Annotated in this window: 16 protein-coding genes; 9 read left to right on the forward strand and 7 right to left on the reverse strand. The window is 70.7% G+C overall.

All coding sequences use genetic code 11. The features are described 5' to 3' along the window. Positions 1–55: 55 nt before the first annotated feature. From RIC31_RS21040 to RIC31_RS21065, 6 genes are all read right to left on the reverse strand, one after another. Positions 56–853, reverse strand: coding sequence for an aldo/keto reductase (locus tag RIC31_RS21040; RefSeq protein ID WP_350112369.1), 798 nt, complete (start codon positions 851–853; stop codon positions 56–58). After that, positions 835–2001: an FAD-dependent oxidoreductase gene (locus RIC31_RS21045; protein WP_350112372.1), complete on the reverse strand. Its 1167-nt coding sequence runs from the start codon at positions 1999–2001 to the stop codon at positions 835–837. The genes RIC31_RS21040 and RIC31_RS21045 overlap by 19 nt, the downstream gene beginning before the upstream one ends. A gap of 12 nt (positions 2002–2013) precedes the next feature. Further along, positions 2014–2730 carry an alanyl-tRNA editing protein gene (locus RIC31_RS21050; RefSeq protein WP_350112375.1) on the reverse strand — a complete coding sequence of 239 codons (717 nt, stop codon included), beginning with the start codon at positions 2728–2730 and terminating at the stop codon, positions 2014–2016. A gap of 16 nt (positions 2731–2746) precedes the next feature. Then, complete coding sequence (locus tag RIC31_RS21055; RefSeq protein WP_350112378.1) at positions 2747–3331, reverse strand: HD domain-containing protein; 585 nt, start codon at positions 3329–3331, stop codon at positions 2747–2749. A gap of 69 nt (positions 3332–3400) precedes the next feature. Beyond that, the gene (locus RIC31_RS21060; protein WP_350112381.1) at positions 3401–3967 is read right to left on the reverse strand and encodes a hypothetical protein; all 567 of its coding nucleotides are present in this window, start codon (positions 3965–3967) and stop codon (positions 3401–3403) included. Then, positions 3964–5037 carry a hypothetical protein gene (locus RIC31_RS21065; RefSeq protein ID WP_350112383.1) on the reverse strand — a complete coding sequence of 358 codons (1074 nt, stop codon included), beginning with the start codon at positions 5035–5037 and terminating at the stop codon, positions 3964–3966. Before RIC31_RS21065 ends, RIC31_RS21060 begins: the two co-directional genes overlap by 4 nt. Before the next feature lie 165 nt (positions 5038–5202). On the opposite strand from RIC31_RS21065, the gene RIC31_RS21070 reads away from it, so the two are divergent. The 8 genes from RIC31_RS21070 (at position 5203) to ychF (ending at position 11834) form a co-directional block, all read left to right on the forward strand. Further along, positions 5203–5577, forward strand: coding sequence for an accessory factor UbiK family protein (locus RIC31_RS21070; protein WP_350112386.1), 375 nt, complete (start codon positions 5203–5205; stop codon positions 5575–5577). A gap of 340 nt (positions 5578–5917) precedes the next feature. Then, positions 5918–6421 (forward strand): type III secretion system chaperone family protein, encoded by a 504-nt coding sequence (locus tag RIC31_RS21075; protein WP_350112389.1) that lies wholly within the window; start codon positions 5918–5920, stop codon positions 6419–6421. Between the two features lie 52 nt (positions 6422–6473). Then, positions 6474–7295 carry a pyrroline-5-carboxylate reductase gene (gene proC, locus RIC31_RS21080; RefSeq protein ID WP_350112392.1) on the forward strand — a complete coding sequence of 274 codons (822 nt, stop codon included), beginning with the start codon at positions 6474–6476 and terminating at the stop codon, positions 7293–7295. Positions 7296–7374: 79 nt separating this feature from the next. Next, positions 7375–8025, forward strand: coding sequence for a TetR family transcriptional regulator (locus tag RIC31_RS21085; RefSeq protein ID WP_350112395.1), 651 nt, complete (start codon positions 7375–7377; stop codon positions 8023–8025). Positions 8026–8142: 117 nt separating this feature from the next. After that, a complete protein-coding gene (locus tag RIC31_RS21090; protein WP_350112398.1) occupies positions 8143–9090 on the forward strand; it encodes a ribose-phosphate pyrophosphokinase in 948 nt (315 codons plus the stop codon). Positions 9091–9311: 221 nt separating this feature from the next. Next, positions 9312–9944: a 50S ribosomal protein L25/general stress protein Ctc gene (locus RIC31_RS21095; protein ID WP_350112401.1), complete on the forward strand. Its 633-nt coding sequence runs from the start codon at positions 9312–9314 to the stop codon at positions 9942–9944. Positions 9945–10048: 104 nt separating this feature from the next. Continuing rightward, positions 10049–10726, forward strand: coding sequence for an aminoacyl-tRNA hydrolase (gene pth / locus RIC31_RS21100; RefSeq protein WP_350112404.1), 678 nt, complete (start codon positions 10049–10051; stop codon positions 10724–10726). 4 nt (positions 10727–10730) lie between these two features. Further along, positions 10731–11834, forward strand: coding sequence for a redox-regulated ATPase YchF (ychF, locus tag RIC31_RS21105; RefSeq protein WP_350112407.1), 1104 nt, complete (start codon positions 10731–10733; stop codon positions 11832–11834). 21 nt (positions 11835–11855) lie between these two features. Here the strand turns inward: ychF and RIC31_RS21110 are convergent, their stop codons facing one another. Continuing rightward, complete coding sequence (locus RIC31_RS21110; protein WP_350112410.1) at positions 11856–12458, reverse strand: tetratricopeptide repeat protein; 603 nt, start codon at positions 12456–12458, stop codon at positions 11856–11858. A 247-nt stretch (positions 12459–12705) separates the two neighbouring features. Between RIC31_RS21110 and RIC31_RS21115 the strand changes: the two genes are divergently transcribed. Further along, positions 12706–12903: a hypothetical protein gene (locus RIC31_RS21115; RefSeq protein ID WP_350112413.1), complete on the forward strand. Its 198-nt coding sequence runs from the start codon at positions 12706–12708 to the stop codon at positions 12901–12903. Positions 12904–12988: the final 85 nt, after the last annotated feature.

Raw genomic sequence — 12988 nt, forward strand, 5'->3', positions numbered from 1 at the left:
ATGCCCGCGGCTCCCGCATTGAAGCGTCGGGTCGGCCGGCCGTCCCTGATCTGGATCATCCGGCCCGGCGTTCCGCCGTTGCGGCGTCGACACAGGCCGCGATCTGCCGGAGATGGGCCGGGTTGATGGTGCCGATCACCGCGCTGGCGACCCCGGGATGCGAGAACGCGAAGCGGATGGCGGCCGGCACGTCGGCGGCGTGGCCGCTGGACAGCACCTTCTTCAGGATCACGCCCTTGCCGAGCGCGGCCGCCCGGTCGAGCACCGGCTCCTCGTCGCGATACCCGGCGGTGTAGGTCGCCATGACCACGTCCATCAGGTCGAGCGTCCGGAGCCCGCCCTCGACGGTCTTGGTGGATACCCCGATCGCCCGCGCCGTGCCCTCGGCCCGGAAGTCGGCCATGGTCCGCATCAGCGCGTCGTCCTGCAGGATCGCCATGTCCGAGCCGTCGGAATGGATCAGCAGGATATCGATCCGGTCGGTGCGAAGCCGGGTCAGCGACCGCTCCAGGCTGCGGCGGAAGTGGTCGGGCGTGAAGTGGTGCGACGACATCCCGGCGTCGAACTCCTCGCCGACCTTGCCGATCAGCACCCAGTCGTCGCGCTGCCCCGCCAGCAGCCGGCCCAGCCGCTCCTCGCTGGCGCCATAGGCGGGCGCGGTGTCGAGCAGGTTAATGCCGAGCGACCGGGTCAGGTCGAGCAGGTCGGCGAGCGTCTCCTCGTCCGGCAGGTCGAAGCCGGACGGATACTTGACGCCCTGGTTCCGCCCGAACTTGACGGTGCCGAGCCCGAGCGGCGAGACCCGCAGGCCGGTCCGGCCGAGGTCCGCCGGGGTCATCTTGGCGAGGTCCATTCGGCGTTGTCCCACGGGGCGACGGCGTAGTCGACCGGCGGCAGGTCGGAGAAGTCGGTCGCGCGTCCCGACGGCGCGATGCCGAGCCTGTCCAGCTCCGCCGCGACCATGTCGCCGAGCATCGGGGTGAAAGTCAGCTTTGTCGGCCAGCCGTACAGCACGTTGCCGGCGCGGTGCAGGGTCGGGGTATCGGGCATGTGGAAGCCCTGGGTACGGCCCTCGACCCGGTCGATCGGCAGCACCGCCCATTCGACACCGTCCAGGTCGACACCCGGCAGGTAGTCGCGGAACGCCTTGGCCGCGGCCGCGTAGACGTCCCGCGGGTCGGCCTCCTTGGACCGCTCGGCGACGGCGGCACCGAGATACCACACCAGGGTGCCGTCGGCCGCCGCATGGGTGGTGACGGTCGCCACCGGCTTGTCCGACGTCCCGACCAGATGCGCGAACAGCGGGAACGGCGCGGGCCGCATCAGGCCCTGCAGCAGCGGCCGGTGCTGGGTCTCCAGGCCGTTGTCCTGGCCGCGGTCGCGGGCGATGCCGTGGTTGCTGCCGGCCGCAGTGAACAGCATGGCGCGCGGCTCGATGCCGTGGGCGCGCAGGAACTCGGCCGGCCGCCCCGCCTGGCCCGCCGCGATCCCACGCACGGCGCCGCGATCGGGCTCGGCGAGCGCGCGCAGCACGCTCGGCACGTCGAGCACCGGCTCGTCCATGAACACCGCCGACCCGCGGAACCCCGACCGGCGCAGGCCGTCCGGCCAGTCGGACGCCGGCACGGTGTGGCTGTTGCCGCCGAGCGCGCGCTGCGCCACCAGCCGGGTCAGACCGCCGAGCACGCCGCCGGGGATCAGCAGGAACTGCGAGTCGGCGCTGGTCCGCGCCGCCGACAGGTCGACCTCGCCCTCGCCGCGCAGCGCCGCCCGCCAGCGGTCAGGCATCGCGCTGATCGACCGCGCGGTCTCGTTCAGCTTGCCGGCCAGCGAGTATTTCAGGCCGGAATGGACGATCCCCTGGGACGCGATGGTTTGCCCGGAGCCGATCGCCTCGCGCTCCAGCAGCAGCACGTCGTAGCCGGCGCGCTTCAGCCGCGCGAAGGTCCACAGCCCGGCGATCCCGGCCCCGAAGATGGCGATGTCGATCGGTCTGGCCATGATCTCCCGGCGCTACGCCTCGCCCACCCCGACCTTGATCCGCCGGTTGTGCCGCCCCTTGTTGTCGATCTTCAGGATGCGCGCAAGCCGGGCCCGGCCGGTCGAGGCGAGATGCGTGCCGCCGCAGGCCTGGCGGTCCAGGCCGGCGATCTCGACGACCCGTACCAGCCCGTCCGGGCTCGGCGGCGGGGCCACCGACCTGCTGCGGAACATCCCCAGGATCGACTCGGCCTCGGCCCGCGGCAGATAGCCGGCGGTCACCGCCAGGTCCTGCCGGACGACGTCGTTCATCGAACCCTCGAGCTTGCGCAGCGCCGCGCCGTCGGCGCCCGGCAGGTCGAAGTCGACCCGGAAGCTGCCGTCGGCCGACAGCTGGGCACCGGTCAGCAGCACCCCGCCATGCTGGGTGTAGACCAGGGCGTTCAGCACATGCGCCAGGGTGTGCAGCTCGCTCATCAGCCGCCGGAAGCCGGCGTCGACCTCCAGCAGCACCGTGCCGCGCGGCTCGCCCGTGCCGGCGAAGCGGTGCCAGGCGCCGTGCGCGTCGACCTCGACCCCGGCGAACCCGAGGCGGCCGCCCGCCCAGGTGAGCGTGCCGCGGTCGGCGAGCTGGCCGCCGCCGCCCGGGAAGAACGGCGAGCGGTCGAGCAGCACGGCGTCGCCGCGCCGGTCGAGGACCGTGGCCTCCACCGAGAAGGTGTCGGGGTGCTCCAGGTAGAAGGCGCGCATCGCCGTCCGTCGGCCCTCAGCCCTGCGGCGGACGGAAGGTCGCGGGCCGGGCCAGGATCCGCCGCACGATCGGCTCGAACGCCTCCAGCGGCATGGTGTCGTAGGCCGGGTCGAAGGCCGGGGCGTCGTAGCGCTCGCAGAACAGGGCGGTGCGCTCGAACGCCGGGTGGCCGCGGTAGGCCTCGCGCTGGGTATTGTCGCGGCCGAGGTGCTGCCAGTAGTAGTAGCCCTGGAACACCCCGTGCATCAGCACCATCCAGGTGTTCTCCTCCGAGACATAGGGACGCACGATGGCCGCCGCGAAGGACGGGTGGTCGACCGGTGCCATCAGCTCGCCGATGTCGTGCAGCAGGGCGCACAGGATCATCTCCTCGTCCGCCGGGTCGGCACGCCAGGCGCGGGTCGCGGTCTGCAGCGAATGCTGCAGCCGGTCGACCTGGAAGCCGGCGTTGGCGCCGTCCATCAGCCGCAGCTGGGCCAGCACGTGGTCGGCCATCTCGGTGCGCTGGATCTCGGCCTCGTTGCGGGCCAGCATCCGGATGTCCTCGGGCGAGGCGTCCTTCAGGTCGGTGAACCGGACATGGTCGCGAATGGTCGCCATGAAACCCTCCTGCCGTTCGGAGCCGCGCACAGGGTACAACGCAATGATCGCGCATGCGACCGCGCGCCCCTATTGCGGCCGCGCCAGCACCAGGCCTTCGATCGCAAATCCGAGGCACAGCGTCAGGGCCAGAACCATCGTAATGTATTTGACGGTCATCTGGCGGCGGGTGGCGACCACTGCCTTGGGCGACCATATCTCATGCGACTGCGCTTCCCCTGCCTTGGCCAGGATCGCGGCGTGCGCGCCGTCGAGCTCGGGTTGAGCCGCGACCAGCAACCGACCGGCGGGCGCGTATTCCGGGGCGGCCAGCATGATCCTTCCGTCGGGTTCGCCTTCGGGGAACCGGAACGTGTACCGATCGACGAAGTACAGGTAGGACACGCCGTTCACCACGAACACGCCGCCCGACAGCGTCGCCATCACCAGCGTCACGACCATCATCGTTCTGGCGGGCAGGAGGCTCATGTAGAGCTTGGCGAGAACGAAGACGACCACCGCCACGAACGACGCCAGGCCGACCGCCGATGCGGTGTCGTTGGCGCCGGGGGGCGGCGCGACGACGGTCAGGAAGCCGCCAAAGGCGGCGAACAGCATCACGACGATCTCGATCACCGATTGCAGGACCGCCTTCACCGGCATTCCCCCCCGTCACGGACCGGAAGGTCCAGCCTCACGTCATCGGTGGCGTAGACCAGGTCCACCTTATCGCGGTTCGACACGACGGAGCCCCGCCACTCCGCCCAGACCCTGATCTCCGACACCGGGACCGTTCCGCTCGCGGGCGAACTCAGCATCAGAAGGCGCTGCTTCCGCTCCTCGGTTCTGCCGATCACATGATGGAATTCGGAGACGGTATAGATCGACAGGTTGCAGTGCTCCTGACCGGTGGCCTCGTGGACCGTCCGGACCTGCAGCGTGCGATGGGCCGGACGCTTGCCCTGGCTGGCCTGCACGCCATAGTCGACGGTCGCGGTCGCGGACCGTGCAAGGCTCTCCAGTTCCGCCGGCGACAGCTTCGAATATGCAGAACGTTCCGCCTCCGGGAGCGCCTGCAACATGGCCGGATCGCCGTCCAGGAACACCTGCGCCAGGCTTGCCGCCCTGGCTTGCTCGCGCATCAGCGCCAGATAGTCGCCCGGCACGTCGGCGCGATGCCGCTCGATCGTCGAGACCGAGCGCTCGAGTTCCGACAGCTTCACGCGCAGCCCCGGATCGGTGCCAGCCGCCGGAAGCCGGATGTCCGCGAAGACCTCGGCCGGCCTGGCACGTTTCGCACCGTCGACCAGGGTCAGACGCGGCGACGACGCGCCCGGCACCTCGGGCAGCAGCAGTTCCTCGCCCAGTGTCAAGCGGTCGAGATCGAGCTTGCCCGGGTTCAACGCCCGGACCACCCCGAGCAGATCGGCATTGGTGTTGAAGCCGCGTCGCTGGAGGACGTTCCAGACCGACTCCCCATCGACGACCTTGTGCCCGCTGATCGCCAGATCCGGGACCTTGACCGGGACGCCGCGCCCCGAGCGCGTGTCGAACCACTCCGGGCTGCCGGCCCCGGGCAATGTGCCCGACCGGCCGTCTACGACCACCGGGAGCCCGCCCCCAACCAAACCCGCGCCGCCGGTGGCCATGGCGTTCTGGGCCGATGCCGGGCCGATCACCGTCGCCAGCGCGAGCAGGGACAGCACGATCCAGCGCATGTCGACCATTCCAACCTCCCCCCCCGAAAGGCAAATTGCTCATACGGAATCCGAAGATTAACACGGAATGAGGGCACGGCGGTCCTCGCCGGAGCCCCCCCTGGTGCTCGCGTCCAGGCCGGCCGGTTGCAGCCGCCCCGCCCGCATGCCATATCCCGAAGTCGGAGGTGAGCCATGCAGACCCAGAGCCGTTTCTTCGACGACCTCGCCCGCGTCGCCAACGGCGCCCTCAGTGCCGCCGCCGGCATGCGCGCCGAGATCGAGCAGCTGGTCCGCCAGCAGTTCGACCGCTTCCTGGCCGACCGCAACCTGGTGACCCGCGAGGATTTCGAGGCGGTCGAGGCGATGGCCGTCAAGGCACGCGACGAGCAGGAGAAGCTGGCCGCCCGGGTGACCGAGCTGGAAGCCGCGCTGGCCGCCAAGACCCGCAAACCGGCCCCGGCCGCCGCCAAGCCTTCGGCCCCGCGCCGCCGGGCCGCCACCAGCGCCCGCCGGCCGGCGCCGCGCCGCAAGTCCGGCGACGAGACGCCGTCGGGCGCCGACGAATAGGCCGCCCGGCAAGCCGCCCCGCAGGCCGCCGGCGGAAGGTGATTCGGCGTCCCCAGGCGCCGAACGGTTAATAGATAGAATTCGTTCGAAGATTCCGGGCCTTCCGGACGAAGGCCGGCTTTCCGTCGTTTTCAACACCTTCGCGGACAAGCCTATATCTACCTGTGAATCTTTTTTGACCCGCGAAATCTTGTGTTGAACCGCGATTCCGACTTTGAAACTCTAGTGCTCGTGGTGACTTGGCGGCCTACGCCACAAAATGTGGCCGACAAGACGATCTGTCGGCCGCACCCAGGCCGCCCCTACGCGCCGGCCCGCGCGCCAGAAGGGAGCCTTCAGTATGTCCCTGTCCTATGTCGAATCCGGCACCACCCAGGCCAATCCGCTCGACCTGCTCGAGGAGCTGGTCGGTGCCAACGACTGGGCATTCGACCGTGCCGGCCCCGACGAGCTGGCGGTCGAGATCGCCGGACGCTGGTGCGACTACCGGCTGTACTTCCTGTGGCAGGAGGACCTCGGCGCCCTGCACTTCTCCTGCCTGCTGGAGAGCCGGGTGCCGGTCGAGAAGCGCCGCGAGGTCAGCCTGCTGCTGGCCCTGCTGAACGAGAAGATGTGGCTCGGCCATTTCGACATGTCGTCGGACGACGGCACCCCGATGTTCCGCCACACCCTGCTGGTGCGCGGCGCCGGCGGCGTCTCGGTCGAGCAGATGGAGGACCTGGTCGAGGTCGCGCTTGGCGAGTCGGAGCGGTTCTTCCCGGCCTTCCAGTTCGTGATCTGGGGCGGTAAGACTGCCGAGGAGGCGGTCGCTTCCTCGCTGCTGGACGTCCAAGGAGAGGCGTGACGCGGGCGGGCGAGGCGGCAGCCGGACCCTTCACAACGCGAGGCACCCCGTCATGACTGTAGCGCCCCTGCTCCTGATCGGTTGCGGCAAGATGGGTGGCGCCATGCTGGCCGGCTGGCTGGACGGCGTCGAGGCGTCCGGCGGCGTCCACGTGGTCGAGCCGCACAGCGGCTCGCTGGGCGGCCTGGCCGACCGCAAGGAGGTCACCATCCACGCCGGCGCCGACACGCTGCCCGACGGGCTGGTGCCCGGCACGGTCGTGCTGGCGGTCAAGCCGCAGTCGATGGACGACGCCCTGGTGCCGCTGAAGCGCTTCGTCGCTCCCGGGACCTGCTTCCTGTCGATCGCCGCCGGCAAGACCATCGGCTATTTCGAGAAGCATCTGGGGGCCGGCGCCGCGGTGGTGCGGGCGATGCCGAACACCCCGGCCGCGGTCGGCCGCGGCATCACCGCCTATGTCGCCAACGGCAATGTCAGCGCCGACCAGAAGACCCGGGCGCACAAGCTGCTTGAAGCGGTCGGCGAGGTGCTGGAGGCGCCGTCCGAGGATTCGATCGACGCGGTCACCGCGCTGTCCGGCGGCGGGCCCGCCTATGTGTTCCTGCTGATCGAGACCCTGGCGGCAGCCGGCGTGAAGGCCGGGCTGCCGGAGGACTTCGCCATGAAGCTGGCGCGCGCCACCGTGTCCGGCTCCGGCGAGCTGGCCCGCCGGTCGGCCGAGCCGGCGTCGCAGCTGCGCATCAACGTCACCTCGCCCGGCGGCACCACCGCCGAGGCGCTGAAGGTGCTGATGGACCCGGCGTCCGGCATCCAGCCGATCTTCGACCGGGCGATCGCCGCGGCGACCGCGCGCTCGAAGGAGCTGGCCGGGTAGGCGGCCGCATCCCCCGACCTCCTGGAGACGAACCGGGGACGCACTGGACGCGGGCCGCCAGCGGAGCAATATGTCCGCCATGACCGACACGAGCCCCGATACCGCCCCCGACCCGACCGCCGGCGCCGATCTCGGCGCCTTCCTGGATGCCGCCCTCGACCTCGCGGCCGAGCGCGGCTGGCTGGCGGTCACGGCCGGCGAGGTGACCGCGCGCTGCGGCGTCGAGGCCCGGGTGCTCGGCGGCGTCGGGCCGTTCCGGGCGCGGCTGCTGGCCCGGCTGATCGAGCGGATCGACGCCGACATGACGGCCGGCCTGGACGACGACGCCCGCGACCCGGCGCTGCCGGTGCGCGACCGGCTGTTCGAGGCGCTGATGGCCCGGCTCGACGTGCTGGCGCGCCGGCGCGACGGCATGGCGGCGGTGCTGCGCGGCGTGCCGCTCGACCCGCCGAGCGCGCTGGCGGCGATCCCGCTGCTCGGCTGCTCGATGGCGCGCGTGCTGAGCGCGATCGGCGAATCGCCGCGGCCGCCGTTCGGCCCGCTCAAGGTGAAGGGCCTGTCCTGGGTCTGGCTGACCACCCTGCGGGCCTGGCTCGGCGACGACAGCCCGGACATGGCGGTAACCATGAAGGCGCTTGATTCCGCGCTGGCCCGGGCCGAGGAGGCGGCGAACTCCCTGCTCCCCGGGGCCCGCCGGGCGCCCCCGGCATCGCCGCCCCCGGCGCAATAGACGTCATATTTCCTACTTCCGGCTTGCGAGCGGCCCGCCCGGGCGGTTAAGTTCCGGCGCGTTTTGACGGGACGGTATTCCGCCTCCCGGCGTGCCGTCCACCAGCCCGGTTCACGCATGAGTCTTCGTGACCCCAAGATCCTGGCCTGCAACAGCAACCGCCCGCTGGCAGAGGCCATCGCCGCCTATCTCAACCTGCCCATGACCAAGGCCGACATCCGCCGGTTCTCGGACATGGAGGTGTTCGTCGAGATCCAGGAGAACATCCGCGGCGAGGACGTGTTCGTCGTGCAGTCGACGAGCTACCCGGCCAACGACAACCTGATGGAACTGCTGGTCACCCTGGACGCGCTGCGCCGCAGCTCGGCGCGCCGGGTCACCGCGGTCATCCCGTACTACGGCTACGCCCGCCAGGACCGCAAGTCGGGGCCGCGCACGCCGATCTCGGCCAAGCTGGTGGCCAACCTGGTCACCAAGGCCGGCGCCGACCGGGTGCTGACGATCGACCTGCATGCCGGCCAGATCCAGGGATTCTTCGACATCCCGACCGACAACCTGTACGCCGCCCCGCTGTTCACCGACGACATCAAGGAGCGCTACGGCGACGAGCGCCTGATGATCGTCTCGCCGGACGTCGGCGGCGTGACCCGGGCCCGCGCCGTGGCGCGGCGGATCGACGCCGACCTGTCGATCATCGACAAGCGGCGCGAGCGCGCCGGCGTATCCGAGGTCATGAACATCATCGGCGACGTCGACGGCCGGCGCTGCATCCTGGTCGACGACATCGTCGATTCCGGCGGCACGCTGTGCAACGCCGCCGAGGCGCTGATCGAGGCGGGTGCCGTCTCGGTCGACGCCTACTGCACCCACGGGGTGCTGTCGGGCGGTGCCGTGGCGCGCGTCACCTCGTCGCCGCTGACCTCGCTGGTCACCACCGACTCGATCCAGGCGACCGCCGCCGTGCGGGTCGCCCGCAACATCCGCCAGCTGACCGTCGCCTCGCTGATCGGCGAGGCGATCCGGCGGATCAGCGAGGAACGCTCGGTCTCCAGCCTGTTCAACTGACGGCGCGGCAGCGCCGTCATCCCGGACGGCCGGCGGGCCGATCCGCGATCCCCGCGCCGCGTCGCGGGCCCCGGCTCCGTCCCGCCTATGGCGTTCGGGTCCGGGATGACGGCAGGCAAGAGGGTGGCGCATCTTTACTGGCGTTCCGGCCCATTTCGGTATATGCACCGCCCCTCTCGTCCGGCACCCCTGGAGGCCGGGCCTTTTCATAGGAGACGCCAATGTCGGAAATTTCGACGCTGAGCGCCCGCGCACGCGACCGGGTCGGTAAGGGGTCCGCCCGGGCAGCGCGCCGCGAGGGGCTCGTCCCCGCCGTGATCTACGGCGACAAGAAGGATCCGTTCTCGATCGCGATCGTCGAGCGTGACCTGAACAAGCTGCTGAAGGCCGGTTTCTTCTCGCACCTGATCGACATCGAGGTCGCCGGCGAGAAGCACCGCGTTCTGCCGCGCGACCTGCAGCAGCATCCGGTCAGCGACCGCGCCCTGCACGTCGACTTCCTGCGGGTGTCGGCGACCAGCGAGCTGACGGTCGAGGTGCCGGTCGAGTTCATCAACGAAGAGAAGTGCCGCGGCCTGCGGCGCGGCGGCGTGCTGAACGTCGTCCGCCACGAGGTCGAGGTGTACTGCCTCGCCAACAACATCCCGGAGAAGATCGAAGTCGACCTCTCCGGTCTGGACATCGGCGACTCGCTGCACATCTCGGCGGTGAAGCTGCCGGAGGGCGTGCGCCCCAGCATCGAGCGCGACTTCACGATTGCGACGATCGCCGCGCCGACCCTGGTCTCCGAGGAGGCCGCAGACGCCCAGACCGAGGGCGAGGAAGAGTCGGAGGAGGAAGCGGAAGAGGAGTGATCCTCGGCCGCCGGTTCTTCGCCCGGCCCTGTCTGCCGGAGTCAATGCCCGGGGGGACCGTCGCTGCGGTCCCCCCGGTTTCGTTCCTGCATCGGGAGTGAGCGATGCTGCTGTTCGTCGGGCTCGGCAACCCCGGGCCAACCTACGAAGGCAACCGCCACAACATCGGCTTCATGGCGATCGACGAGATCGTCCGTGTGCACGGCTTCGGGCCGTGGCGCGCCCGGTTCCAGGGCCTGGTGGCCGAGGGCCGGATCTCCGGCGCCAAGGTCATGGCGCTGAAGCCGCTGACCTACATGAACGAGTCCGGCCGGTCGGTCGGCGAGGCGCTGCGGTTCTTCAAGCTGGAGCCGTCGGCCGTGCACGTGTTCTACGACGAGCTCGACCTGGTGCCCGGCAAGGTCAAGGTGAAGACCGGCGGCGGCGCCGGCGGCCACAACGGCATCCGCAGCATCGACAGCCACATCGGGCAGGCCTATCACCGGATCCGGCTGGGTATCGGCCATCCCGGCGACAAGGCCAAGGTGCACGGCTACGTGCTCTCGGACTTCGCCAAGGCCGAGCGCACCGGCTGGCTGCCGGTGCTGATCGACGCGGTCGCCCGCGAGGCGCCGGCGCTGGTCTCCGGCGACCAGGGCCGGTTCATGAGCCGGGTGGCGCACGCGGTGTTCCCGCCGCCCCCGAAACCGGATAAACCGAAACCGGCTAAACCCGAGCCCGCCAAACCCGCGGCGACGGCCGAGTCCCCGGCCGAGTCCCCCCTTTCGAAAGACGGAGCGTAGTCCCATGGGCTTCAACTGCGGCATCGTCGGGCTGCCGAACGTCGGCAAGTCCACGCTGTTCAACGCCCTGACCGCGACCGCGGCGGCCGAAGCCGCGAACTACCCGTTCTGCACCATCGAGCCGAACACCGGCCGGGTGGCGGTGCCGGACCCGCGGCTGGACGCGCTGGCGCGCATCGCCAAGTCCGGCAAGATCCTGCCGACCCAGATCGAGTTCGTGGACATCGCCGGCCTGGTGCGCGGCGCCAGCAAGGGCGAGGGCCTGGGCAACCAGTTCCTGGCCAACATCCGCGAGACCGACGCGGTCATCCACGTGCTGCGCTGCTTCGAGGGCGAGGTCACCCATGTCGAGGGCTCGGTCGACCCGATCCGCGACGCCGAGACCGTCGAGACCGAGCTGATGCTGGCCGACCTGGACAGCGTCGAGAAGCGGGTCACCGCGCTGGAGAAGCGCGCCCGCGGCAACGACAAGGAAGCCAAGGACCTGCTGCCGATCGCCAACCGGGTCGCCGAGGTGCTGCGCGAGGGCAGGCCGGCGCGCACCCTGCTGCCGGTTCTCGACGCCGACGAGCGCCGCCAGCTCCGGCTGCTGCAGCTGCTGACCGCCAAGCCGGTGCTCTACGTCTGCAACGTCGAGGAAGAGAACGCCGCCACCGGCAATGCTCTGTCGGAGAAGGTCGCCGCCATGGCCGCCGGACAGGGTGCGGAGTCGGTGGTGATCTCGGCCGCCATCGAGTCCGAGATCGCCCAGCTCTCCGACCCGGCCGACAAGGCCGAGTTCCTGGAGACCCTGGGGCTCGAGGAGCCCGGCCTGGCCAAGCTGATCCGCGCCGGCTACCGGCTGCTCGACCTGCTGACCTTCTTCACGGTCGGCCCGAAGGAGGCCCGCGCCTGGACCGTGCGCCGGGGCGCCAAGGCGCCGGAGGCGGCCGGCGAGATCCATACCGACTTCCAGCGCGGCTTCATCCGGGCCGAGACCATCGCTTGCGACGACTACATCGCCTGCAACGGCGAGACCGGCGCCAAGGAGGCCGGCAAGATGCGGGTCGAGGGTGCGGAATACGTGGTGAAGGACGGCGACTGCTTCCACTTCCGCTTCAACGTGTAGGCCGCGCGGGCCGGCCGCCGCCTACTGCCCGCAGGCCCTCTGGATCCCGAGCTTGCAGGCACGCGCCATAAGCTGGGCGGACTTGCCGGCGTCCTGCGGGACCCCGTCGCCGGACCGGAACGCGACCCCCAGGTTCAGGCAGCCGGCGCCGTCGCCGGCCTTGCAGGCGACGTAGAAGTACTTCGCGGCGGTCTCCAGATCCGGGGCCGTGCCGCGACCCTGGCTGAGCATGACGCCGACATTCGAGCAGGCGGTCAGGTGGCCGCCCTCGCAGGCGCGGCGCATCAGGGCCAGCGCCCGGGCGTCGTCCCGCGGCGCGCCGCGGCCCTGGGAATACTGGACCCCCTGGTTGAAGCAGCCGCCGGCGTTGCCGCCCTCGCAGGCCCTTTCGTACAGCGCCGTCGCCTTGGCCTCGTCCTTCGGCACGCCGCGGCCCGCCGCGTGCATCTCGCCGAGCTGGAGGCAGGCCTCGGCCTTGCCGGCGTCGCAGTCCTGTCGGAACGCGGCCGCCGCCTCGGCCGGGTCGGCGGCAACCGCCGGGGAGGCCGCCATCCCGACGATGCCGACCAGCAATCCCGCCACGACCAGGGCCGCCCGTCGCCCGGCGCCTCTGTGCTTCTGCATGGCTCTACAAGGTCCCATCCTGACAGCCCCTCGCAACCGACCGTAACGTGAAACACCGTCCGGCACCCGCTTGCAGGACCATGGGGGCGGTCGGGCCCGCCGAGAACCGTGCCCGATCGTCACACCCGCGTGAGAAGCCGGCGGCCGGAACTGACGGCGCCGGGCATTGTTCTATGATCGGCAAAGACAAGAAGAGTCCTCCGGGGGGGGCAATGCCATCCGATCGCGAGATCAGTGGAGGATTGCCATGGTCGCCAACGTGAGGCCGCAGGCGCGGCCGCCCCGCCGCTCGCAGCGCTATCCCGATCCGATACCGCTGCCGCCGGCCGACACCGATGCCGTCGACTACTGGGAGGAGGTCGCGCTCGCCCGGCTCCGGCTGGCGCGGCTGGCGCTCATCGTCACCCTGTCCGGCACCGCCATTCTCGCGTTTATCGTCGGGTAGCCGAGCCGAAGGCGGGCCGACTGGTCTTGCCCAGATACCGGCCCGGCGACAGCACCCGTGGCGTGGCGCGCGACGCCGACGCACA

The organism is Thalassobaculum sp., assembly GCF_040219615.1.
Classification (GTDB): Bacteria; Pseudomonadota; Alphaproteobacteria; order Thalassobaculales; family Thalassobaculaceae; genus Thalassobaculum_A.